At 74.0% G+C, this 23,377-nt stretch carries 20 protein-coding genes; 15 read left to right on the top strand and 5 right to left on the bottom strand.

Annotated elements, in window-relative coordinates:
• The first annotated feature begins 540 nt into the window (after positions 1-540).
• The 5 genes from ACIQU6_RS29945 (at position 541) to ACIQU6_RS29925 (ending at position 6,861) form a co-directional block, all read left to right on the top strand.
• Complete coding sequence (locus ACIQU6_RS29945; protein WP_403484820.1) at positions 541-1,701, top strand: alpha-hydroxy-acid oxidizing protein; 1,161 nt, start codon at positions 541-543, stop codon at positions 1,699-1,701.
• 176 nt (positions 1,702-1,877) lie between these two features.
• A complete protein-coding gene (locus ACIQU6_RS29940) occupies positions 1,878-3,359 on the top strand; it encodes a Y4yA family PLP-dependent enzyme (RefSeq protein ID WP_403484819.1) in 1,482 nt (493 codons plus the stop codon).
• A complete protein-coding gene (locus ACIQU6_RS29935) occupies positions 3,356-4,702 on the top strand; it encodes a pyridoxal-phosphate dependent enzyme (RefSeq protein WP_403484818.1) in 1,347 nt (448 codons plus the stop codon). The genes ACIQU6_RS29940 and ACIQU6_RS29935 overlap by 4 nt, the downstream gene beginning before the upstream one ends.
• A gap of 4 nt (positions 4,703-4,706) precedes the next feature.
• Positions 4,707-5,921 carry an aminotransferase class V-fold PLP-dependent enzyme gene (locus ACIQU6_RS29930; RefSeq protein WP_403484817.1) on the top strand — a complete coding sequence of 405 codons (1,215 nt, stop codon included), beginning with the start codon at positions 4,707-4,709 and terminating at the stop codon, positions 5,919-5,921.
• Positions 5,922-6,084: 163 nt separating this feature from the next.
• Positions 6,085-6,861 carry a class I SAM-dependent methyltransferase gene (locus ACIQU6_RS29925; RefSeq protein ID WP_403484816.1) on the top strand — a complete coding sequence of 259 codons (777 nt, stop codon included), beginning with the start codon at positions 6,085-6,087 and terminating at the stop codon, positions 6,859-6,861.
• Between the two features lie 33 nt (positions 6,862-6,894).
• On the opposite strand, the gene ACIQU6_RS29920 is transcribed toward ACIQU6_RS29925, so the two are convergent.
• Positions 6,895-7,716, bottom strand: a complete 822-nt coding sequence (locus tag ACIQU6_RS29920; RefSeq protein ID WP_403484815.1) for a hypothetical protein — start codon at positions 7,714-7,716, stop codon at positions 6,895-6,897.
• A gap of 349 nt (positions 7,717-8,065) precedes the next feature.
• On the opposite strand from ACIQU6_RS29920, the gene ACIQU6_RS29915 reads away from it, so the two are divergent.
• The 5 genes from ACIQU6_RS29915 (at position 8,066) to ACIQU6_RS29895 (ending at position 14,734) form a co-directional block, all read left to right on the top strand.
• Complete coding sequence (locus ACIQU6_RS29915) at positions 8,066-9,262, top strand: EfeM/EfeO family lipoprotein (RefSeq protein WP_403484814.1); 1,197 nt, start codon at positions 8,066-8,068, stop codon at positions 9,260-9,262.
• Positions 9,259-10,614: an iron uptake transporter deferrochelatase/peroxidase subunit gene (efeB, locus tag ACIQU6_RS29910; protein WP_403484813.1), complete on the top strand. Its 1,356-nt coding sequence runs from the start codon at positions 9,259-9,261 to the stop codon at positions 10,612-10,614. The genes ACIQU6_RS29915 and efeB overlap by 4 nt, the downstream gene beginning before the upstream one ends.
• Positions 10,615-10,831: 217 nt before the next feature.
• A complete protein-coding gene (locus tag ACIQU6_RS29905) occupies positions 10,832-12,676 on the top strand; it encodes a phospholipase C (protein WP_403484812.1) in 1,845 nt (614 codons plus the stop codon).
• Between the two features lie 233 nt (positions 12,677-12,909).
• A complete protein-coding gene (locus ACIQU6_RS29900; RefSeq protein ID WP_403484811.1) occupies positions 12,910-13,830 on the top strand; it encodes a hypothetical protein in 921 nt (306 codons plus the stop codon).
• A gap of 118 nt (positions 13,831-13,948) precedes the next feature.
• Entirely contained in the window at positions 13,949-14,734 is a 786-nt protein-coding gene (locus tag ACIQU6_RS29895) for an E3 ubiquitin ligase family protein (protein WP_403484810.1), read from the top strand.
• A gap of 21 nt (positions 14,735-14,755) precedes the next feature.
• Here the strand turns inward: ACIQU6_RS29895 and ACIQU6_RS29890 are convergent, their stop codons facing one another.
• Both ACIQU6_RS29890 and ACIQU6_RS29885 read right to left on the bottom strand, forming a co-directional pair.
• A complete protein-coding gene (locus tag ACIQU6_RS29890) occupies positions 14,756-15,817 on the bottom strand; it encodes a PucR family transcriptional regulator (protein WP_403484809.1) in 1,062 nt (353 codons plus the stop codon).
• Positions 15,818-16,130: 313 nt separating this feature from the next.
• Entirely contained in the window at positions 16,131-16,595 is a 465-nt protein-coding gene (locus ACIQU6_RS29885; RefSeq protein WP_403484808.1) for a PepSY domain-containing protein, read from the bottom strand.
• Between the two features lie 139 nt (positions 16,596-16,734).
• Here ACIQU6_RS29885 and ACIQU6_RS29880 point away from each other — a divergent pair, with 139 nt between their 5' ends.
• The 3 genes from ACIQU6_RS29880 (at position 16,735) to ACIQU6_RS29870 (ending at position 19,673) form a co-directional block, all read left to right on the top strand.
• Complete coding sequence (locus tag ACIQU6_RS29880; protein ID WP_403484807.1) at positions 16,735-17,412, top strand: response regulator; 678 nt, start codon at positions 16,735-16,737, stop codon at positions 17,410-17,412.
• 181 nt (positions 17,413-17,593) lie between these two features.
• Entirely contained in the window at positions 17,594-18,994 is a 1,401-nt protein-coding gene (locus tag ACIQU6_RS29875) for a sensor histidine kinase (protein WP_403484825.1), read from the top strand.
• A 70-nt stretch (positions 18,995-19,064) separates the two neighbouring features.
• Entirely contained in the window at positions 19,065-19,673 is a 609-nt protein-coding gene (locus ACIQU6_RS29870; protein ID WP_403484806.1) for a carbonic anhydrase, read from the top strand.
• On the opposite strand, the gene ACIQU6_RS29865 is transcribed toward ACIQU6_RS29870, so the two are convergent.
• Entirely contained in the window at positions 19,636-21,060 is a 1,425-nt protein-coding gene (locus ACIQU6_RS29865) for an amidase (RefSeq protein ID WP_403484805.1), read from the bottom strand. The two genes, ACIQU6_RS29870 and ACIQU6_RS29865, sit on opposite strands and share 38 nt — an antisense overlap.
• A gap of 208 nt (positions 21,061-21,268) precedes the next feature.
• Between ACIQU6_RS29865 and ACIQU6_RS29860 the strand changes: the two genes are divergently transcribed.
• Together ACIQU6_RS29860 and ACIQU6_RS29855 are read left to right on the top strand one after the other, a co-directional pair.
• Complete coding sequence (locus tag ACIQU6_RS29860) at positions 21,269-21,916, top strand: TetR/AcrR family transcriptional regulator (RefSeq protein ID WP_403484804.1); 648 nt, start codon at positions 21,269-21,271, stop codon at positions 21,914-21,916.
• Positions 21,913-22,620, top strand: a complete 708-nt coding sequence (locus tag ACIQU6_RS29855) for a VC0807 family protein (protein WP_403484803.1) — start codon at positions 21,913-21,915, stop codon at positions 22,618-22,620. The genes ACIQU6_RS29860 and ACIQU6_RS29855 overlap by 4 nt, the downstream gene beginning before the upstream one ends.
• A gap of 50 nt (positions 22,621-22,670) precedes the next feature.
• Here ACIQU6_RS29855 and ACIQU6_RS29850 read toward each other — a convergent pair whose 3' ends face one another.
• Complete coding sequence (locus ACIQU6_RS29850) at positions 22,671-23,351, bottom strand: DUF5701 family protein (RefSeq protein ID WP_403484802.1); 681 nt, start codon at positions 23,349-23,351, stop codon at positions 22,671-22,673.
• Positions 23,352-23,377 lie beyond the last annotated feature (26 nt).

Genomic DNA, 23,377 nt, shown 5'->3' with positions numbered 1-23,377 from the left:
GTGGGGGTGCCAGACTGCTTCGCTTTACGTCTGGCACCCCCACCCCTCCGGCCCGTCACCTCCCGTGGGGGGTGGGTAAAAACGGTGGCTGCTACGTCCACCCGGTGGGTCAACTCGGGCCACTGGGTTGGGTGGTGACCGTAAGAGGACAGGTGACCTCAGCAACCGGGCAATGACCGTCAGAGGACCACCCGGGCCAGCCCCCACCCAGAGAGAACCACCCCTCAACGGGAGGGGGCGGGTCTTCGGGGGTGGTAGGCCAGATGTAAAGCGAAGCAGTCTGGCCTACCACCCCCGAAGGCCCGTCACCGCACCCCGACAGCCCCGCGCAGCGGAGCAAAGCCCGCGCCGCAGGCGCAAAGACAGCAACCCCCACGGCGGGAAAGCCGACAACGTGGGAAGCCAGCCAAACGCAGTGAACTGGCGTGATCGCCCATGTCGGCCACCCAACAACATCGGTAACTTCGCGAGTTCGCAGACAAACGCGCATGCGTGCGCATGCGCGGTAAACGATCGGGTGAGGGAACCGGAGGCACAAACATGCCGCACTTCGGCGACTACCAGCAGGAGATCTACGCGGCCGGCCTGGCGGGCGAGCTGCCCGCGTTGCCGATGACGTTCGAGGAGTTGGCGGCGCGCACGGAGGCCGCGTTGCCGCCGGCCGTCTGGTCGTACGTGGACGGCGGGGCCGGGGACGGGCGGACGCAGCGGGCCAACGTCGCGGCCTTCGCGCGGTGGGGACTGATGCCGCGGATGCTGGTCGGTGCCGCCCAACGGGACCTGAGCGTCGAGCTGTTCGGCCGGACGCTGCCGTCGCCGCTGCTGATGGCGCCGGTCGGGGTGCTGAGCTTCTGCGCGCAGGACGGGCACGGGGAGCTGGCCGCCGCGCGGGCCGCGGCCCGTACCGGTGTGCCGATGATCGCCTCGACCTTCGCCGCCGACCCGATGGAGGCGGTCGCGGCCGAGTGCGGGGACAACCCCGGCTACTTCCAGCTCTACACCCCGACCGACCGGGAGTTCGCGGAGAGCCTGGTGCGCCGCGCGGAGGCGGCCGGCTTCCAGGGCATCGTGGTGACCCTGGACACCTGGACCCTCGGCTGGCGCCCGCGCGATCTGGCCTTCGCCAACTTACCCCAGGCGCACGGCCACTGCCTGGCCAACTACACCTCCGACCCGGTCTTCCGGTCCCGGCTGCGCAAGCCGCCGGAGGAGGACCCGGCCGCCGCCGTCGAGCTCTACGCCAGCGTCTTCCGTAACCCGCTGACCTGGGACGACCTGCCCTGGCTGCGGTCGCTGACCGAACTGCCGCTGATCCTCAAGGGCCTGAGCCACCCGGAGGACGTCCGCCGGGCCCGGGACGGCGGCGCGGACGGCATCTACTGCTCCAACCACGGTGGCCGGCAGGCCGACGGCGGCCTCCCCGCGCTCGATACGCTGCCGGGCGTGGTGGCCGCCGCCGACGGTCTGCCGGTGCTCTTCGACTCCGGGGTGCGCTCCGGCACCGACGTGGTCAAGGCGCTCGCCCTCGGCGCCGCCGCGGTCGCGGTCGGTCGGCCGTACGCCTACGGGTTGGCGCTCGCCGGCACCGACGGCGTGGTGCACGTCCTGCGGTCGCTGCTCGCCGAGGCCGATCTGCTGATGGCGGTGGACGGCTATCCGACCCTCGCCGACCTCGGCCCGAACTCCCTGGTACGCCTCTGAGCGGTGCCCGGGGCGCCCCATGGCGCGCGTCGCCGCCGGTCGGGCGGTGGGTGGCGGGCCGACTCCGGCCGGGGGCGAGGCGCGGGCGTAAAGGCCGCCGGGAGCGGGAAGTGGTTAACGGCGAACCGAGCGGGTCGAGTTCGTGCCACTGCGAGGGGGGTCCCTTGGCGGCCGCTGTGCCATCGTCTCCGGAGTCACTGACTCTGGAACCGCGCCTGGAGCGGCGCCTCGCGTCGCTGCTCGGCGCGGGCGGCTTCCTCCCCTCGCTCGTCGACGCGTTGGGCTCGCCGTTGAGCGTGGTGCTGCCGGAGCAGATCGCGGAGAACGCCGAGCGGTTCCGCGCCGCGTACGGCGCCCACCGGCTGGGCGGCCGGGTCTACTTCGCGCACAAGGCGAACCGCTCCAGCGCGCTGCTGCGGCGGCTCGCGGCGACCGACGCGGCGGTGGACGTGGCGTCGTTGGGCGAGTTGCAGCACGCCCTCGGCGCGGGGTTCACCCCGGACCGCATCATGGCGACCGGGCCGAAGAACCGCGAGTTCCTGTGGCTGGCCGCCCGCACCGGCGTCACCGTCAACGCCGACTCCGGCGGCGAGTTGGACGAGCTGGCCGCGCTGGTGCGCGCCCACCACCTGGCCCGAATACCGGTGGTGCTGCGGCTGTCCGCCTTCGACGGGCCCGGCGTGCGGGTGCTGTCCCGGCCCAGCCGCTTCGGCACCCCGGCGGGGGAGTTGGACGCCGTGCTCGACACCGTCGAGCGGCACGCGGACGCGCTGGAGCCGATCGGCGTCGGCTACCACCTCGACACCACCAGCCCGGAGGAGAAGGCGCGCGCCCTGGAGGGGTGCGTCCGGGCCATGGACGCCTGCCGGGCCCGGGGGCTGCGGCCGCGGGCGGTGGACATCGGCGGCGGCTTCGGCGTCAACTACCTTGCACACGCGGCCGAATGGGAGCGCTACACCTCCGAACTGACCGCCGCCGTGCTCGGCCGGCGGCCCCCGCTCACCTGGCGCGGCCACGGCTACGGGCTGCGCAACGACGGCGGCACCCTGCGCGGCGCGCTCGGCCTCTACCCGGCGCACCGCCCGGTCGCCGGCGCCCGCTACCTCGACGAGCTGCTGGCCATGCCGGCCCCCTCGTTCGGCGGCCGCTCGCTGGCCACCCTGCTGCTGGAGAACCTCTACGACCTCTACACCGAGCCGGGCCGGGCGCTGGTGGACCAGTGCGGGCTGGTGCTCGCCCGGGTACTGGAGGTGCGTCGCACGGACAGCGGGGAGCCGCTGGTGCGGCTGGCGATGAAGGCCGACGACGCCGCGCTGGAGGAGCACGGGGTGCTGCTGGACCCGGTGCTGCTGGGGCGGGACGGCGTCCGCGTCACGCGGGGCGACGACGGCCCCGCGGCGGGGGTCTATCTGGCGGGCAGCCTGTGCCTGGAAGCCGACCTGATCACCCGCCGGATGGTGTTCCTGCCCCGACTGCCCCGCCCCGGCGAGCTGTTGGCGTTCGCCAACACCGCCGGCTACTGCATGGACTTCCAGACCAGTCGCGCGCAGCACCAGCCCGTCGCGCGCAAGGTCGCCGCATGGGAGGAGGACGGGTCCTGGCGCTGGTGCCTCGACGAGCAGTTCTGGCCGATCACACGTCCAGGGGGAGAGCGATGAGGTACGAGAGCATCACCGAGGCCATCGGGAACACCCCGCTGGTGCGGATCGATCCGGCCGTGCACGGTCTGCGCCACATCGACCTGTACGCCAAGCTGGAACTGCTCAACCCCTTCGGATCGGTGAAGGACCGCGCGGCCTGGAACATGGCGCGGCCGGGCCTGGCCGAGGCGGTGGAGCACGGCAGTCAGGTCGTGGAGCTGTCCAGCGGCAACACCGCCAAGGCGCTGGCGGTGATCGCGGGGATGCACGGGCTCCCCTTCAAGAGCGTGACCAACCGCATGCGGATACCGGAGGTCAAGGACCTGCTCCTGCTGCTGGGCGCGGAGATCGAGGAGCTGCCCGGGCAGAGTGAGTGCCTTGACCCCACCAACACCGAGGACCCGCTCACCCTCTTCCACCGGGAGCTGTCCGCACCCGGCACCAGCTACCTCCACACCGACCAGTACTTCAACTCCCGCAACACCGAGGCGCACGCCACCGGCACCGGCCCGGAGATCGTCAAGGACCTGGACGGCCGGGCCCCCGACTACTTCGTCGCCTGCGTGGGCACCGCCGGCTCGTCCACCGGGGTGGCCCGGGTGCTGCGCGAGCACGACCCCCGGGTGCGGGTGGTGGGGCTGGTCGCCGCCAAGTCCGACTTCATCCCCGGCATCCGGACCCTCGACGAGGTCCACGAGGTGGGCCTGTTCGACCCGGCGACGTACGACACCGTGGAGTCGGTCGGCTCCGACGAGGCCATCGAGGGGATGCTGGCGCTGGCCCGGCGCTGCGGCATCCTGGCCGGCCCCACCGGCGGCGCCGCGTATTACGGGACGGTGCGTCACCTCCGGGAGATCGACGACCAGTTGACGGCGGAACGGGCCGCCGGTGCGGAAGTGGCGCGCAGATCAGCCGTGTTCATCGTCTGTGACCGGATCGAGAGCTATCTCAGCTACACCAAGCGGCGCCGGCCCGACCTCTTCCGGCAGCCGGTGCGCCGCAACGACCCGGCCGACCTGACGGACGCCGAGATCGCCGCGGCTCCCGTGATCGACACCCAGGACGCGCGGAAGTGGCTGGAGCGGGACCGGCCGCTCGTCGTCGACCTGCGCAGCCCGTTCGCCTATGCCGCGCTGCACATCGAGGGGGCGATCAACATCGTGGACCAGCTCTTCGACGAACTGGTGCGGGGCGGGCTGCCGTTCAGCACCCGGCAGCCCGTGCTGCTGGTCTGCCCGGTCGGCGAGCAGTCCGCCCGTTACGCGGCGCTGCTGACCCGCATGGGGCATCCCGATGTCCGCAGCCTCACCGGGGGCGTCATCGCCTGGCGGGACGCCGGCGCGCCGCTGGTCAGGGACTGACGCGATGGCCCCGAGCACGGCGCACGGACCGGACGCCGCCCTGGTGGAGCTGGGCCCGTGGCAGCGCGGGCTGCGCGCCCAGTTCCCCATCGTCACCGGCAACCCGGAGCTGACGTACCTGGACAGCGCCGCCACCACGCAGAAGCCGCAGGCCGTACTGGACGCCGTCCAGGCCCAGTTGACCACGGCCAACGCCAACGCCGGCCGCGGCTCCTACCCGTGGGCCAACGCCTCCACCGCCCTGGTGGCCGGCGTCCGCGACCGGATCAAGACCTTCCTCGGCGACCCGGATCCGGTGCGCTCGGCGGTCCACTTCACCAGCGGGACCACCGAGGGGCTGCGGATGGTCGCCCGGGACTGGCTGCCCGAACTCCTCGCCGACGGGGACGAGATCGTCGTCCCGTTCGCCGACCACGAGGCCAACCTCGTGCCGTGGCTGGAGGCGCGGCACCTGCTCGACCGGCAGGGCGTGCGGATCCGGGTGCGGGAGCTGCCGTACCAGACCTCGTCCGGGGACTACGACCCGGCGGCGCTGGCCCAACTGGTCGGCCCCCGGACCCGTTTCGTGGCCGCCACCCACGTCCACCACGTCTACGGCGGCAACATGAACGTCCACCTGCTGCGCCGGGTGGTCGGGCCGGACGTGCCGATCTGCCTGGACGCCGCGCAGAGCGTCGGTCATCTGCCGGTCTCGGTCGCCGAACTCGACGTGGACTTCGTGGTGTTCTCCGGCCACAAGGCGCTGGCGCTGCCCGGTTCGGGCGCGGTCTGGGCCCGGCAGGCCCGCGGCCCGAAGCTGCGCCCCGGCGGCTGGTCCGGCAGCCCCAACACCACCGGGATCGCCGGCCTGGCGGCCGCGTTGGACTGGCTGGACGCCGCGGGCACCGAGCGGATCGGGCGCTGGACGGTCGCGCTGGCCGCCCGGCTGACCGAGGGGCTGCGCCACCTCGACGCCTACGAGGTCGTGGGGTGCCAACGCAGCCTGGCCGTCGCCTCGCCGGTCCAACAGCGCTGCGGGATCGTCACGTTCCGGCACCGCGACATCGGCGCGAGCGATCTCGGCTTCATCCTCTTCGACCACGGCTTCATGGTGCGGACGGACGGGCACTGCCAGGCGGGCGTGGGGGAGCGCGACAGTTCGGTGCGGGTGAGCCTGCACGTCTACAACACCCCCGAGGAGATCGACCGGTTGCTGGCCGTGCTCGCCTCCCTGACATGACCGCCGAACCGCGCCCGTTCCGCACCGTTGTGCGGCCGTTCCCTGCCGGCCGGTGCCCCTCCGGAGTGAAAGGGGGACCCTACGGGTAATGGAAACCGTTTCCACCTGTAGCCTCATGGTGATCGTGTGGCGCAGCGGGAAACGGTAGGGGTGGTGCGACCAGATGGGGCTGAGCATGGCCGTCGCGGAGTGGTGGGTGGAGCGTTGGGAGCGCCAGCAGCGGCGCTACGCCATCGACCGCGAGGAGCGGTTCACGGTGATCGCCGATGTCGTCGAGCATGTGACGGTGGGTCAGCGACGGCCGCTGGTCGTCGATCTCGGCTGCGGCCCGGGCTCGTTGGCCGCCCGGCTCGTGGAGCGGCTGCCGGGCGCCGAGGTCATCGGGGTCGACATGGACCCGCTGCTGCTGGAGTTGGCCCGCACCCACCACTCCTCCGCCGCCCGCTACGTCGACGCGATGATCGGCGCGGACGGCTGGATCGAGGCGCTGTCCCTGGGGCGCCCGCTGGACGCCGCGGTCTCCACCACCGCGCTGCACTACCTCCCGGTGCCCGCGCTGCGCCGCACCTACGCCCAACTCGCCGCCCTGCTGAGGCCCGGTGGCGCGCTCGTCAACGGCGACCACCTGCCGCAGTCCGGGGCGGTCGCCGGCGCGCTCGCCGCCCACGTCGGCCGGTGCCGGGCCCGGCGGTTGCGGGACGGCGACCACGAGGACTGGGAGTCGTGGTGGGCGGCGGTGGCGGCCGAGCCGGAGTTGGCCGAGCCGCTGGCCGAGCGCCGCCGCCGGCTGAGCGTGCCGGTCGCCGGCGACGGGGACGGCGCCGCGGACAACGGACTGTCGGTGAGCGACCACACGGCGCTGCTGCGCGAGGCCGGCTTCGCCCATGTCGTCCCCGTCTGGCAGTTCGGCGACAGTTGCGTGCTGGTGGGGATCCGTTGACGCCGGACTCCGGGGGGAATGCGCGGAGATGCCCTAGGGGTGGCGCGCGTCCGCGGGGGTGTCCTTGCGGCTCACCGCCAGGTAGCCGACGAGCAGGGCGATGGGCACGGTCAGGGCCAGCGTGACCGGCCCGGTGCCCCAGCCGAGGCCGCCGCGGTTGACCGGGACGCCCATCCAGTCGGCGAAGGAGGCCCCCAGCGGGCGGGTCAGGATGTAGGCGCCCCAGAAGGCGGCGACCGCGTTGAGGCCGAGGAACCGCCCGCCGAGCGCGGGCAGCAGGATGAGTGCGCCGAAGACGACGCCCGAGGTCAGATAGCCGAGGTCGAGGGTGCCGGCGGTGAGGTCGCCGACGGCGGTGCCCAGGGCGAAGGTGGCCAGCACGGTGGCCCAGTAGAACGTCTCCCGGCGGCGGGTGCGGACGCTGTGCAGGGAGAGCGTGCCCTCGCTGGCGTACCAGGCGGTCAGGACGGCGGCCAGGGCCAGCGCGAAGCCGATCGTGGAGACCAGGTACGGGACCCCGAGGATGACGTGGACGACGTCGGCGGCCATCGTGCCGAAGACGCTCACCATGACGATCGCGGACCAGTAGAGCGCGGCTCGGTAGCGGGTCGCGCGGAACTGCGCCACCAACAGGACGGCGAACAGGGTGAACCCCAGGGCGCCGGCCGGTATCGGTCCGAGCGTCCGGCCCAGGTAGTCCGAGGCGGTCTCGCCCATGCCGGTGGTGAGGATCTTCACCACCCAGAACAGCGCGGTGACTTCGGGGACCTTGGTCCGCAGCGGGGTGGGGCCGCGGTACCGTCCGGTGCCCTCCGGCGCCGCCACCGCCGTGCCGTTCGGCTGTCCGATCGTCATGTTCCGCCCTTCCGGCGCGCGGGGCGCGCCTTCCCTGACCAGCGAGTGTCTACAGGACTGTAGACGATGATGCGGAGGGGGAGGTTCACTGCCCGGTGCGGCGGATCCCGCTGAGAACCTCGCGGGATCTTGTGCGGGGCCTGGTCGTGGGCGGGGGTGGGGCGTGCGGAACCGGTCGGTCCGTCGGCCGGCCGCGCCGCCCTACGGGACGGTGAAGGCAGCGGAAACTCTTGGTTTACGGCCCGCCGGAAGGATGTTCGGGGGTGTCGCGGCTGCCTAGCATGTGAGGCGGAGCGGCCGCCGGCCCTCCCATCCGCAGCCACCGCTCCCGAACGCCCGAGGAGGCCCCGTGCCACGAGCCGACCTGCGGCGGCTGCGGTCGCCGCGCGTCTGGGCCCCCGGCGGCGCGCTGTTGATCGCCGGCGCGGTGACCGCGGTCGCGCTGACCACCGGCGCCGGCCCGGTGACCGCCGACGGCCTCCCGCACACCACCGTCGAGGTCGATCCGGGCGCCTGCGGCCGCGGTTGGCAGCACCCCCGCCCCGGCCTCCAGGTCTTCGACCTCCACAACGGCTCCAGCCAGCCGGCCGAGAGCTACCTCCGCGGCGCCGGCGGCGGACCCGTCTACGGCGAGGTGGAGGGCATCGGCCCCGGCACCACCCGCCACCTCCAGGTCCGACTCGGCCCGGGCGCCTACGCGTTCACCTGCCTGCCCGACGACGCCAGCGCGGTCACCGGCCCCACCGTCCGCATCGCCGGCCCCGGCCGCGGCGGTCCGGCCGCGGTGCCGATCACCCAACACGACCTGATCGGCCCGGCGCTCGACTACCAGAAGTGGGTCGCCGGCGGCCTCGACACCCTCGCCCGGCAGACCGCCGCCCTCAGCGCCGCCGTCGCCACCGGCGACCCGGCCGCGGCCCGCTCCGCCTGGCTGCCCGCCCATCTGACGTACGAGCGACTGGGCGCCGCCTACGGGGAGTTCGGCGACGCGGACAAGAAGATCAACGGGACCACCGCCGGGCTGGCCGGCGGCGTCCACGACCCTGCCTTCGCCGGCTTCCACCGCCTCGAACACGGCCTGTGGCACGGCGAGTCCGTCACCGGGCTGCGGGCGCCGGCCGCCGCGCTCGCCGACGCGGTGCGCGCGCTGCGCGACGACTGGGCCCAGGCCCGGATGGACCCGGCGGCGCTCGGCCTGCGCGCCCACGAAATCCTGGAGAACACCGCGCAGTTCGAGCTGACCGGCCGCACCGACTACGGCAGCGGCAGCAACCTCGCCACCGCCCGCGCCAACCTCGACGGCACCCGCGCCGTGCTCGCCCGGCTGCGCCCCCTGCTCGTCCCGCGCTACCCCGAACTGCCCGCCCTGGAGGCCGCGTTGGACCGTACCGGGCGACTCCTCGACGGCTTCCGGCGAGGCGGCCGCTGGACCCCGCTCGACGGCCTGAGCCGCCCCGAGCGGCAGCGGACCAACGCGGCCGTGGGCGACCTGGTGGAACGGCTGGCCCCGGTGGCCACCCTGTGCGATCCGCGGAGGACGGTGTGAGCAAGGCCGGACACGGCGCCAACGGAGCCCACGGCACGGGCGACGACGGTACGCGGGACGCGCGGCGGCCCCGCGTCGGCCGGCGCGGTTTCCTGCGCGGGGCCGCCCTGGCCGGCGCCGGGGGACTCGTGGCCGGCGGGGCGGGAATCGCCGCCGCCGGCGGCGCCGCGTCGGCCCGCGCCCCGTACACCGAAGGTCCCGTCCCGCAGCCGCCGCTGCCGGGCGCCGGTCAACTCCCGGGCGCCGCGCCCCCCGTCCCCTTCCACGGCCCGCACCAGGCGGCCGTCCTCACCCCGCCCCGCCGGGTCACCGCGTTCATCGCCCTCGACGTCACCGCCGAGGGCCGCCGGGACCTCGCCGACCTGCTGCGCACCCTCACCGAACGGGCCCGCTTCCTGACCGGCGGCGGCACCCCCGAGCCGCTCGGCGTCACCGGACCGCCCGCCGACTCCGGCATACTCGGCCCCCAACTCCCGCCCGGCGCACTTGCGGTGACCGTCGGCGTCGGCTCCTCGCTCTTCGACGACCGGTTCGGGCTGCGCCCCCGCGCCCCCCGTCGGCTGACCGCCATGCCCACCTTCCCCGACGACGACCTCCAAGCGGACTGGTGCCACGGCGACCTCAGCCTCCAACTCTGCGCCGACGACACCGACACCGTGCTGCACGCGCTGCGCGACCTCACCCGGCACACCCGCGGCGCCCTCCAGGTCCGCTGGCGGCTGGACGGCTTCGCCAGCCCGCCCCGGCCCACCGGCACCCCCCGCAACCTCTTCGGTTTCAAGGACGGCACCGCCAACCCCGACCCCGGATCGACCCGCGAGATGCGGGACCTGGTCTGGGTCAACAGGGGCGGTGGCGAGCCGGACTGGGCGGTCGGCGGCAGCTACCAGGTCGTCCGACTGATCCGGATGCTGGTGGAGTTCTGGGACCGGGTCTCGCTGACCGAACAGGAGCGGATGTTCGGCCGCGCCCGGGAGACCGGCGCCCCGCTCGACGGCAACGACGAGCACGACGCCCCCGATTACCCGGGCGACCCCAAGGGCGACGTCATCCCCCTGGACAGCCACATCCGCAAGGCCAACCCCCGCACCACCGACACCGCCGACCAGCGCCTGCTGCGCCGCGCCTACAACTACGACCGCGGCACCGACGCCAACGGCAACCTCGACATGGGCCTGCTCTTCTGCTGCTACCAACAGGACCTGGCCCGCCAGTTCGAGACCGTCCAGCGCCGGCTGGCGGGGGAGCCGTTGGTCGACTACGTCACGCCGTTCGGCGGCGGCTACTTCTTCGCGCTGCCGGGCGTACGGGACCGCGACGACTGGTACGGCCGGGCCCTCCTCGCCCCGTAGTCCGGCCCCGCCACCTGGTGAACCACCCACCGCTCGCGTACAACGGGGGCACCGACGGAGCCCAGGCCAACGGTCAACACACGGTCAAGGTTTGCCCCGGGATACCTGACCCGGTGTTCATCCCCGCGCCATCATGGCTCTGCCCCGCCGCCGCCCGCCCGGCACACCATCCGGCCGTACGCAGCGACCACGAACAGCCCGGAGGATGAGGACCAAGATGGCCAAGAGGGGAAAGACGAGAGTGATACGGACCCTGGGGGCCGTCACCGGAGCCATGGCGCTCGCCGCGCTCGGCGGGGGAACACCCGCCCTGGCCGCCGGCGGCCCGCACCCCGGTCCCACCGGAACCGCCACCCCCATCAAGCACGTGGTGGTCCTCTTCGACGAGAACATCTCGTTCGACCACTACTTCGCCACCTACCCCCAGGCCACCAACGCCGACGGGACGAAGTTCACCCCCTCCCCGAAGACCCCGCGGGACATCGACAACCTGCGCACCGCCGGGCTGCTCAAGCACAACCCCAACCAGTACCTCCCCAAGCGGCTCACCCCGCAGCAGGCCATGACCTGCGACCAGAACCACGAGTACGGCCCCGAGCAGTACGCCTACAACGCCGGCAAGGCCGACAAGTTCGTCCAGAACACCGACTCCGGCAAGTGCTCCGGCGGCCTCTTCGGCGAGCCCGGACTGGTGATGGACTACTACGACGGCAACACCGTCACCGGCCTGTGGAACTACGCCCAGCACTACGCCCTCAACGACCACTCCTTCGGCTCGGTCTACGGCCCCTCCTCGCCCGGCGCGATCAACCTGGCCTCCGGCAACACCCACGGCGTGATCTCCACCGACCCGGCCTCGGGCACCGAGAACCCCAAGCAGACGCCCAAGCCGGACGGTTCCGTCGTCCACTCGCCCGACGCCAAGGGCGTCGGCACCATGATCAGCGACCCGGACCCGGCCTACGACGACTGCTCCAGCAAGGACCACACCGGCAAGAGCGCGCTCGCCGCCATGCAGGGCCGCAACATCGGCGACCTGCTCAACTCCCGCAACGTGAGCTGGGGTTGGTTCCAGGGCGGCTTCCGCCCTAGCACCCCCTGGGACGGCAAGCAGGGGCACTACGCCAAGTGCGGCGGCACCACCCACGCCAACGTCGGGGGAGCGGCGGTCGTCGACTACAGCCCGCACCACGCCCCGTTCCAGTACTACAGGTCCACGGCCAACCCGCACCACCTGCCGCCCAAGAGCGTCGACGAGATCGGCCACGCCGGACGGGCCAACCACAACTACGACCTGACCGACTTCGACGCCGCGCTGCGCGCCGGCAAGCTGCCGGCCGTCAGTTTCCTCAAGGCCCCCGCCTACCAGGACGGCCACGCCGGCAACTCCGACCCGATCGACGAACAGCACTTCCTCGTCGACCAGATCAACCGCATCCAGCAGGCGCCGCAGTGGAAGGACACCGCCGTCGTCGTCGCCTACGACGACTCCGACGGCTGGTACGACCACGTCTTCGCCAAGCCCGCCAACGGCTCCAAGGACACCGCGGCCGGGTCCAACGGCAAGTCCACCGACGGCCCGGCCTGCCAGTCGGGCCCGGCGCCCACCGGCGGATACCAGGACCGCTGCGGCCCGGGCACCCGCCAGCCGCTGCTCGTTATCTCCCCGTACAGCAGGACCAACCACATCGACCACACCGCCACCGAGCAGACCTCGATCATCAAGTTCGTCGAGGACAACTGGCGCCTCGGCCGGATCGGTGACGCCTCCTTCGACGCCCGCGCCGGCGCGCTGAGCGGGATGTTCGACTTCCGGCACCCCAACGGCAAGCAGGTGCTGCTCAACTCCGACGGCTCGGTCAAGTCCGTCGGCCCGATCCGCCCGGTCAAGCCGGTCCACACCAGCATCACGCCCGGCCCGGCGATGCAGAACACCGCGGCCGTGGACGGCGGTTCCGGCTTCCCGGTGCTGCCCGTCGGGATCGCCGCGGCCGCGGTCGCGGCCGGCGCCACCGGCACCTTCTTCGCCCTCCGGCGCCGCAAGGAGCACGGCGCGGCCTGAGTCCCGGCCCGAATCGCCCGCCCACCAGGGCCCGTTGACGCGCCCGGTCGGACCGCCTCCTGCGGCGGCCCGGCCGGGCGCGGTGGTACGTCCGGCCGGGTACGCCGTTGTGCCCAGCCGCCTGGATCGATCGGCGCAGCGGAGGACGGGGCGGCTCCTCCCGCGGAACGGTTTCGCCGCGCGGCCGGGGTAACCCCGAGTGCGCCCCCGGGGGCCGGGGGCACATGTGGGCCGTGACTACCACGACCTCCCGCGACAGCAACAGCACATCCACCGCCGGCCCCGCGCGGCAGGCGTGCGGTCGGGCGCTCCTCGGCGGCGCGCTGATGGCCAGCGCCCTGGGCGCCGGCAACGCCGCCGGCCCGGAACTCGCCCGCTCCCTGGGCGCGGGCGGGTACGCCGGGGAGTTGCTCCGCGCCGCCCTGGTGAGCGCCCTGGCGGTCCCCGCCGTACTCGCCGTACACGCCCGTCAGCGGGCCGCAACCCCCCTGCCCGAGCTGGGACTTGGCCCTGGACGCGGCGCGCTCCGGGCCTTCCTGCACGGGTTGATCGTCACCACCTGCTGCGCCGCGGTGGTCCTCGGGGCGGGCACCGCGGCCGGGTGGGTCCGGTGGGCAACGCCGGACCCACCGGCGCTGCTCGCCTTCCTCGTCCGCAACGCCCCCGTCGCGCTGCTGCTGGAGGCGCTGCCGGAGGAGACCGCCCTGCGCGGCTACACCTGGGCGGCGCTGCGCGCCCGGTTCGGCGGCGCGCTCCCGGCGCTGGGCACGACCCTGGTCTTCCTGGCCGTCCCGGCGGCCGTCACCGTCGTCCAGGCCGGGGTCGCCCCGCTGTTCGGCGACCCGCCCCCACTCCTGGGCCTCGCCCCCGGTGGCCGGGACCCGCTCGGCTACCTCGTCCAACTCGGCGCCTTCGGCCTCACCCTGGTCGCCGCCCGGACCGTCCCCGGCCCCGCGCCGCTCTGGACGGCGATCGGCACTCACCTCGCCTTCCTGAGCGTCAACCGCGTGGTCTTCGAGGGCGTGGCCCGCGGTGCCGGCTGGTCGGCGACGATCGCCCCGGCGCATGCCGCGGTGCTCGAACTGGGCTGGCTGGCGGCCACCTCCGCGGCCTTCGGCCTGGCTCGTGGGCGATGGGGCACGGCCCTGCGGTGAGCCTGCCAGGGCCCTGGGCCCGGGGAACGCCGCCGGCCCGTCCCCGCGTTGCCCACCCCTCGGTCGCCCCGGGTAGGGTCGCGCGGTCGAGTGCACAACGGGACGGAGGGACAGCGTCATGATCTGGGTGGGTTTGGTCGGTCTGGTCGTGGCGGCGTGCTGCGCGTACCTGGCCCGGACGGCGAACACCCGGGCCCGCGCCATGGAGAGCACCGAGACCCTCCCGGTCCGCGAGCTCAGGGCACTGCACGAGGCCGCCGCGGAGGCGGCCGGCCCGGGGCACTTCCGTCACCGCTGCGAGGTGGTCGGCCAGGCGCTCCCGCACGAGAGCGGCGTGCTCCGCTCCGAGTTGGAGAACCAGGAGTGCGTCTGGCACCGGCACAGGATCACCCGCAGGTACGAGGAGTCCTATCGGAACGGCACCGGCAGCAGCCGCAGGCGCCGCACCGGCACCGAGGTGGTCGCGCAGAACTCCAGCACCACCGCGTTCTTCGTCGAGGACGGCACCGGCCGGATGGTGGTCCGGCCCGGCAACGAGGAGTTCATCGGCGCGGAGAAGGTCCTGGACCGGTTCGAACCGCACACCGGCAACGGCAACCGCCTCACCCTCGGCCCGGTCAGCCTCGACCTCGGCGGCGGCGACGGCACCATCGGCTACCGCCGGGAGGAGTGGATCGTCCGCCCCGGCAGCCGCACCTACGTGCTCGGCGAGGCCAGCGACGCCGGCGGCCGCCTGGCACTGGGCGCCCCCGTCGAGGGCGGCGTCTTCGTCCTCTCCGCCAAGTCCGAGGAGGAACTGCTGCGCGCCGAGAACCACCGGGTGCTCGGCTACGGCGTCGGCAGCGGCCTCGCAGCCCTGGTCGGCTTCGCCCTCGTGGTCCTCGACATCCTCCACCGCCGCTGAGCCCCCCGGCGGTCGCCGCGGTCACAACTCCTGGGCCGGCCAGTCCAGCAGCCGGGCGCCGATCACGGCGGTGTGCAGGGTGTAGCGGTGCACCGGATCGGCCGGATCGGCCCCGGTGAGCTGGTGCACCCGCGCCAGCCGGTACGTCAGCGCCCGTACGCTCAGCGACAGCCGTCGCGCGGCCTCCGCCGCTATGCACCCCGAGTCGAAGTACACGGCCAGCGTCTCCAACAGCGGCCCGGCACCGCCGCGCGCCTCCCGCAGCGGGCCCAGCGTGCTGCGCACCAGATCGGCCATGGCCTGCCGGTCCCGCGTGAGCACCGGATAGACCAGCAGGTCCGCGGCGTACAGCACGGGGTCGCCCAGCCCCATCCGCTCGGCCAGCTCCAGCGCGTTGAGCGCCTCCTCGTAGGACTGCACGATGCCCCCGGCGCCGCCGTGCGTCCGGCCCACCGCCACCCGCACCCCGCCGATGGCCTGCTGCGTCTCCCGCGCGAAGCACTCCAGCACCTCGGCCGCGTCGCCCGGCGCGATGCAGATCAGCCGGCCCTCCTTGGTGGTGAGCAGCAACTGCCGGTCCCCGAACCGCCCCACCAGGGCCCGCTGCACCCGCCGGGCCACCGGATCCGCCTCCGCGTACGCCTCGGACCCCTCGGCCACCGCGACGGCGTGGGCGTGCGACAGCCGCAGCCCGAAACGTTCCGCCCGCTCCGCCAGCCGGCCCAGATCGCTGCCCCCGTAGAGCAGGTCGTCGATGAACTCCCGGCGCGTGGCCTCCTCCTGCCGCACCGCGAGGTGCTGCGCCCGCTCGTAGCCGCCGGCCAGCGCGTCCACGGCCTGGGCGAGCGCGGCCAGGACGCTGTCGGTCGGCGCCGAGGCGGACCGCGGCCAGGCCGCCCGGGTCACCGCGAGGTGCGCATTGACCAGGTCCCGCAGGCTGTGCCCGGCCTCGGCGGCCCGCTCGCCGGCGGCACGACGCGCCTGGAGCTCATCGCGGTTCAGCCGCCGCCCGGTCTGCGCGACATCGGAGAGGACCCCCGCATACCCGTCCAAAAACTCCTCGGGCAGCTCTCGCCCCGTCACGCGTTCTCCACCCCTCGGTGTGTTCTTCCGGCGTCCTTATTGACGCTTTCTTAACACACGAGGGGTGTGGCACGTCCAGGCGAGACGATCGTCGCCGGTGGGGCCTCGACCCCGGTTGTCCTTCAACTCCGAGCGGGGCGAAGGAGATTGACTGCCGCGCCCCCTCCGGATCGGGGCCCGGCCGGCGCACCGCGCCCAGGGTGCGCCGGCCGGGCGGTCATTCCGGCCGCCGTACGGTCGTCATCCGGCCGCCCTGCCGGTGCTCTTTTCGGTCATCTCGACCATCTCGGTCGTCGCGGCCGTCTCAGTGGTCTCAGTCGTCGTCGTGCTGGGCGTCGGGACCGTGGTCGTCGTCGTGGTCGACGGAGTGGCTGACCACCGTGCCGTTGGCCCGGTTGACGTCGACCTCGTGCTCGACGCCGTTGCCGGTGCGGAGCTCCACCTCCCAGACGCGGACGCCGTGCTCGTGGTCCGGCTCCACCGAGACGACGCGGCCACCCGGCACGGTGCGGCGCGCGACGTCGACGGCCCGCTGCTGGCCGTCGTACGGGGTGGTGGACGCCGTACCCGAGCCGGTGCCGGCCGTGTTGTCGGCGGTGGTGCCGGCCGCCGTATCGGCCGCGGCGCTGGACGCGTTCTGGGCGGCCGGGGCGGTCGCGCCGTCGGTGGCGGCGACCGCGACCGCGGTGCCGCCCGCGGCGAGCACGGCCACGGCGGCGCCGGCCGCGAGCCAACGGCGGCGGCCGGTGAGCGCGCGGTGGAAGCGGGTGGGAGCCATGGGAACCTCCTGAGTACGGCGGCCGGTTGGGGCCGGCCGGGCGGCGGGTCGGAACGTGCACCACCGTGCCGTCCGGTGCCTGAAGCGGGCCTGAAGGTTCCTGAAGCGCGCTTCAGGAAGCGTCTGGCAGGCTGACGGCATGCGCTTGTTGATCGTGGAGGACGAGAAGCGCCTCGCCACCACCCTGGCCAAGGGGCTGGCTGCCGAGGGCTTCGCCGTGGACGTGGCACACGACGGCCGCGAGGGGCTGCACCTGGCCACCAACCAGGGCTACGACCTGCTCATCCTGGACATCATGCTGCCCGGGATGAACGGCTACCGCCTCTGCGCGGCCCTGCGGGCGGCCGGCGACGAGACGCCGATCCTGATGCTGACCGCCAAGGACGGCGAGTACGACGAGGCGGAGGGCCTGGACACCGGCGCCGACGACTACCTCACCAAGCCGTTCTCCTACGTGGTCCTGCTGGCCCGCGTCCGGGCGTTGCTGCGCCGCCGGACCCGCGGCGGCAGCCCCGTGATCCGGATCGGCGACCTCGCCCTGGATCCGAACCGCCACCGCTGCACCCGCGGCGAGGTCGAAATCACCCTCACCGCCAAGGAGTTCGCCGTCCTGGAGTACCTGGCGTCGCGCTCCGGCCACGTGGTCTCCAAGGCGGAAATGCTGGAGCACGTCTGGGACTTCGCGTACGACGGCGACCCGAACATCATCGAGGTCTACATCAGCGCGCTGCGGCGGAAGATCGACGCGCCGTTCGGCCGGCGCTCGATCACCACGGTGCGCGGCGCCGGTTACCGGCTGGCGGCCGACCGTGGCTGAGCGCACGACGGAGCCGGCGGCCCCGACCGCTGCGGCGGCCGACACCGCTGCGGCGGCCGGTTCCGGGTCCGGCTCCGCGACGGGGCCCGGGCCGGACCGCCCCGCCACCCCACCGACCGACGAACGCCCGCCCCGCTGGTGGGGATCGGTCCGGGCCCGCACGACCCTGGCGTCCACGCTCGTGGTGGCGCTGGCCCTGGTCGCGGCCGGCGTCGGGGTGCTCGTCGTGCTCCAGCGCAACCTCGTCAACAGCGCGGGCCTCCAGGCGGAGGTGGCCGCCCGCGAGGTCGCCACCCAGGTCGCGGTCGGCACGCCCGTCGACCACCTCGACCTGCCCGACGAGGACGACCGGCCGGTGCAGGTGGTCGACGCCGACCGCAAGGTGCTCTCCGCCGACGACGACCTCCACCACGCCCCGCCCATGGCCGACTTCGCCCGCGCCCCGCACCCCGAGGGCAGGTCCGATGGCGACCACGGGGACCACGGCGACGACGATGACGAGGACGACGCCCCGGCCCGCGGGTCCGTCGCCGACCACGCCGGGTTCCGCACCGTCACCCTGCGGCTGCACCACGACCACCCCGCCGGCCAGGACTTCCGGGTGGCCGGGCTGCTCGCCACCACCCCGGAGGGCCGGACCGTCACCGTCTACGCCGGCTCCTCCCTCGACACCGAACGGCAGGCGGTGGGCGGGGTGCGCGACGCCATGCTCCTCGGGCTGCCGGCGCTGGTGCTGGTGGTGGCCCTGGTGACCTGGTTGGTGACCCGCCGCGCCCTGCGTCCCGTCGAGGGCATCCGGGCCGAGCTCGCCGAGATCATGGGCGGCGACCTCTCCCGCCGGGTCCCGCAACCCGCCTCGCGCGACGAGGTCGCCCGCCTGGCCCGGACCACCAACGCCACCCTCGCCGCCCTGGAGACCTCGGTGGAGCGGCAGCGGCAGTTCGTCGCCGACGCCTCCCACGAGCTGCGCAGCCCGATCGCCAGCCTCCGCACCCAACTGGAGGTCGCCCGCGCCCACCCCGAACTGCTGGAGCTGGACGGCCTGATCGAGGACACCGTCCGCCTGGAACGGGTCGCCTCCGACCTGCTGTTGCTGGCCCGCCTGGACGCCGGCGAACGGCCCCGCGCCGAGCGACTGGACCTGGCCGAACTCGTCCGGGACGAGCTGGCGCACCGGATCGGCGACCGGCTGCCGATCGCCGTGACCCTGCCCGACGCGGCCGTACCGGTCGAGGCCAGTCGGACCCAACTCGCCCGCGTGCTGGGCAACCTGCTCGACAACGCCCAGCGCCACGCCGGCTCCACGGTTCGCGTCGCGGTGCGGCCCGGCGCGGCCGGCACCGTCGCCCTGGACGTCACCGACGACGGCCCCGGCGTTCCGCCCGACGACCGCGAGCGCATCTTCACCCGCTTCATCCGCCTCGACGACGCCCGCACCCGCGACGAGGGCGGCGCCGGCCTGGGCCTGGCGATCGTCCGCGACGTCGTCCAGCGACACGGCGGCCACATCGAGGTCGGTGACGCGGAGCGCGGCGGTGCCCGCTTCACGGTCACCCTGCCCGCCGCGCCGCCAACTCCCTGACCCCTACTGCTCCTTGCTCCCTACGGGGCCCTCACAAGCCCACCCCCGCCCACCCCGCTGGAGTGCCGCCATGCCCTTTTCCGTCCAGGACCCGGCCGCCCGCCCCACTCCCCGGGCGCTGTTCATCACCTGCTCCGACTCCCGCGTCGTGCCCACCCAGCTCACCGGTACCGCCCCCGGCGAACTCCACGAGCTCCGCACCGCGGCCCACGTCGTCCCCCGTTACCGGCCCGACGCCCGGTGCGGGACCGCCGCCACCCTCGAATTCGCCCTCGGCACCCTCCAGGTCCCCGACGTCGTCCTGTGCGGCCACACCGACTGCGCGGCCCTGAGCGCCCTCCGGGACGACCCGGCCCCGGCCGAACTCCCGCTGGCCCGCAACTGGTTCACCCGCGCCGCCCACCAGCCCGCCCCCGACGCCCGCCCCGCCGGCGGCCACACCCCGGAAGCGCGGCACCTGCTCACCCAGCTCCACCACCTGCGCACCTATCCCTGCGTCACCCGCCGCCTCGCCACCCGCCGACTCCGCCTGCACGCCTGGCACTACGACGACCGCACCGCCGAGCTCCGCACCTGGGACGCCACCGCCCGCGCCTTCCGCCCGCTCGGTGCCGCGGCGGCCCGGTTCGCCCAGGACCGGCTCAGGTCAGCTCGGGACGGCGGTCGCGGACCGGGCTGACGGCCTCCAGCGCGGCGCCCAGGCGCAGGACGGTGGCCTCGGCGTACCAGCGGGAGACGAGTTGGACGCCGATGGGCAGGCCGTCGGCGGTGGCGCCGAACGGCAGGGAGAGCGCCGGGAGGCCGGTGAGGTTGAACGGCACGGTGGCCCGCATGATGCCGCGCGCCGGGACGGTGACCCCGCCGACGCGGAGCGTGGACCGGGCGTGCGGGGGCGCGGGGACCGGGCACACCGGGCACAGCAGGGCGTCGTACCGCTCGAAGTAGCCGGCGAACAGGGCGTCGAGCGCCTCGACCTGCCGTTGGGCGGCGAGGTAGTCGGCCAGCGCGATGTCGGGTGCGTCGAGGGCCCGTTGGATGACCCGGTGCAGTTCGTGCTCGCGGCCGGCGGCCACCCGCCGGAAGTACGGCACCACCTCGGCGGTGAACAGCACCGTGCTCAGCTCGGCCGCGTCGATCTCCGCCAGCCCGTCCGGTGCGGCGGCCTCGACCGTGCAGCCCAGCGCGCGCAGCGCGTCGGCGGCGGCCGCGACGGTGCCGGTCACCGCGCCGTCCACCGGGCCGAACGCCGGCTCGCAGGCCCAGCCCACCCGCAACCCGGCCAGGTCCCGCGGGCGTTGGCCCGGGGTCCGGTCGTCCAGGGGAGGGGAGTGCCGCACCCGACCGTCGACGCCGTCGGGCCCGGCGAGGACCCGCAGCGCGGTGGCGATGTCCCGCACGCTGCGGGCCATCGGGCCGACGTGCCAGAAGCGGTGCGGCACTTCGGGCCAGTGCCCGGTGATCGGGATCCGCCCCCGGGTGGCCTTCAGCGCGACGATGCCGGTGTCGTGGGCGGGGCCGCGCACCGAGATGGCCACGTCGCTGCCGAGCCCCAACGGCGACAACCCGGCGGCGATGGCGGCCGATTCGCCGCCGCTGGACCCGCCCGGGGTCCGCTCGCCGTCCCACGGATTGCGCGACCTGCCGACGAGCAGGTTGTCGGTCTCGGTCCAGTAGGAGAACTCCGGCAGGTTCGTCTTGCCCAGCACGATGCCGCCGGCCCGCCGCAGCCGTGCCACCGCGGTCGCGTCCGCGGCGGGCACCCGGTCCCGGAAGAGCAACGAGCCGCGGGTGGTCACCGCGCCCGCCACGTCCAGCGAGTCCTTGACGGTGAACGGCACGCCGTGCAGCGGGCCCACCGCCTGGCCGGCCGCCACCGCCGCGTCCGCGGCGCGGGCCGCCGCGAGTCCCCGTTCGGCGAGCACCGTCACCATCGCGGTGACCTTCGGGTCGATCGCCGCGATGCGCTCCAGGTGGGCCCGCATCACCTCCGCGGCGGACACCCGCCGGGCGCGGATCAACGCCGCCAACCCGGTCCCGTCGAGCCAGCAGAGCGCTTCCTCGTCCACGGATCCCTCCCCACCCTGGCGCACCGAGAGCGACCTGACCCCGGCACTCGTAGTCCCGTACTCCGCTATCAAACCAACTTCCCCTGGATAAGCGGCGTTTGCGGCGCGTACCGCGACGTCGTGTTGGGGTGCGCACCGGGCGGGAGTGGCGACCGTCGCGCCGCGCGCCCTCTTGCTCGGGCGAGCAAACCGTCCTAGCGTCTTGCTCATGCAAGCAAGAAACAGCTCAGACAAGCAAAACGGGGCCGGGCGCAAGGCCAAGCCCTCCTTCACGGAAACCGGGCGCCGGGCCCAGATCGTCGCCGCGGCGATCGAGGTGATCGCCGAAGTCGGTTACCACGGCGCCTCGTTCGCGAAGATCGCGCAGCGCGCCGGGCTGAGCAGCACGGGGATGATCTCCTACCACTTCGACGGGCGGGACGACCTGATGCGCGAGGTCGTCAGCGAGGTGATGCGGCTCGGCGAGGCGTACGTCCGCCCCCGCATCGAGGTGCACGAGGCGTATGCGGACCGCCTGCGTGCCTCCATCGAGGGCAACCTCGACCTGCTCGCCGAGTACCCCAACCACCTCGCGGCGATGGTCGAGGTCCTCTCCCACCTGCGCGGCGACGACCCCGGCGTGGTCGCCTTCCTCGACCATGCGGAGTCGCTCCTCGCCCTCCAGGTGGAGCAGCTCCGCAAGGCGCAACGCGCCGGCGAGTTCTGCGACTTCGACCCGTGGGTGATGATCCGGGCGATCCGCGCCGCCATCGACGACGTGGTGCGCCGCGCCACCCGCGACCCCGAGCTCGATGTGCGGGCCGCCGGCCGGGAGTTGGCGGACCTGTTCGACCGCGCCACCAGGAGGACGTCATGACCGCGGCGGACGCGCCGTCACCCACCGTGGGCCCCGACCCGGCACCGCAGGCCGATCCGGAGGCCGCGGCGGCCGCCTTACGCCGCACGGCCCGGCTGCGCCGACGGCTCGCGGCGCAGTTGCTCTTCGAGCTCGTCGTCCCGCTCGGCTCCTACTACGGGCTGCGCGCGCTCGGCGCCGGCCAGTGGCTCTCGATGGTCGCCGGCGGCCTGCTGACGCTGCCGTGGATCGTCTACGGCATCGTGCGGCAGCGACGCGTGGAGGCGATGGCGGTGTTCACGCTGTGCCTGGTGGTGGTCGGCGCCCTGCTGTCGTCGGTCACCGGCAGCCCGCGGGTGTTGCTGGTCCGGGACAGTTGGCTGACCGCCGCGATCGGACTCTGGGTGCTCGGCACGCTGCTCACCCGGCGCCCGTTCATCATGACGGCCTCGCGCGGCATCGTCGTCGCCAAGGTCGGCGAGGCCGGGCTGGTCGCCTGGGAGGCGCGCTGGGACGCGGAGCCGACCTTCCGTCACCACCTGCGGCTGATCACGGCGGTGTGGGGCGCGGTCTTCCTGCTCGACGCGGTGCTGCGGGTGGTGCTGGCCTACACGATCCCGGTGGACTCCTTCCCGCTCGTCAGCACCGTGCTGTGGCTGGCGCTGCTCGGCGGGCTGCTCACCTTCCACAACGGGTACATCACCCGGAACGGGCTGAAGTTGTAGGGGAGCCGCGGCGGACGCCCGCGACTCCCCGCTACGCAGTGCCCGCCCCGTTACGCGTCTCGGACCCACCGGCCCGACGCGGAGGCGAAGCCCAGCCAGGTGTGGCGGTTGCCGGCCCAACACCAGCCCACCTTGGGGGCGTTGCGGCGCTCGCGGCCGTCCCGTCCGGTGCCGTTGCTGAGCCAGAGGGCCGGGGTGCGGGCGTCCAGGGTGCCGTTGGGCTTGGGGAGTCGGGAGCCGATCGTCATGAAGCAGTGGTTGCGCTCAAGGACGGCGGGTTGCTGGAGGACCCAGTGGAGGCCCTCGGTGAGCAGCAGCGGCGTGCGGGCGCCCGCGGTGAGCGCGGGCAGCGCCTCGTTCGGGCTCCAGTTGGCCAGGTGGTCGCCGCGGTCGGGATCGGTGAGGAGGTAGAGCGGGGCGTCGGGCAGGGGGAGGGCATCGAGCGGGGCGAAGTGGTCGACGTCGGGCATGTCGACGACGACGAAGCCGGGCTTGCCGCCGTGGCGGAGCAGCGGCGCGAGGGCGGAGGCGGGGGCGCGGTCCGGGTGGACGGCGAGCAGCGCGCCCCCGTCGCCCGCCCGGGAAGCGGCGGTCGCGGCGAACGCGCGGACCTCGGCGGCCGTCAGCCCGGCGAGCTCGTGCACCCCCAGCGCGATCAGCCGCTCGGCCTGCGCGTCGAGGGCGGGAAGGGCGGGGGAGAGGGTGGCGACGGGCGGCGTGGTGGTGGGCACGATGCTCCCGGTGTCGTGAGGCGGTC

Source organism: Streptomyces sp. NPDC090442, from assembly GCF_044769405.1.
In the GTDB taxonomy this organism is placed as follows: Bacteria; Actinomycetota; Actinomycetes; order Streptomycetales; family Streptomycetaceae; genus Streptomyces.
This window is presented reverse-complemented; position numbering and strand designations above follow the sequence as displayed.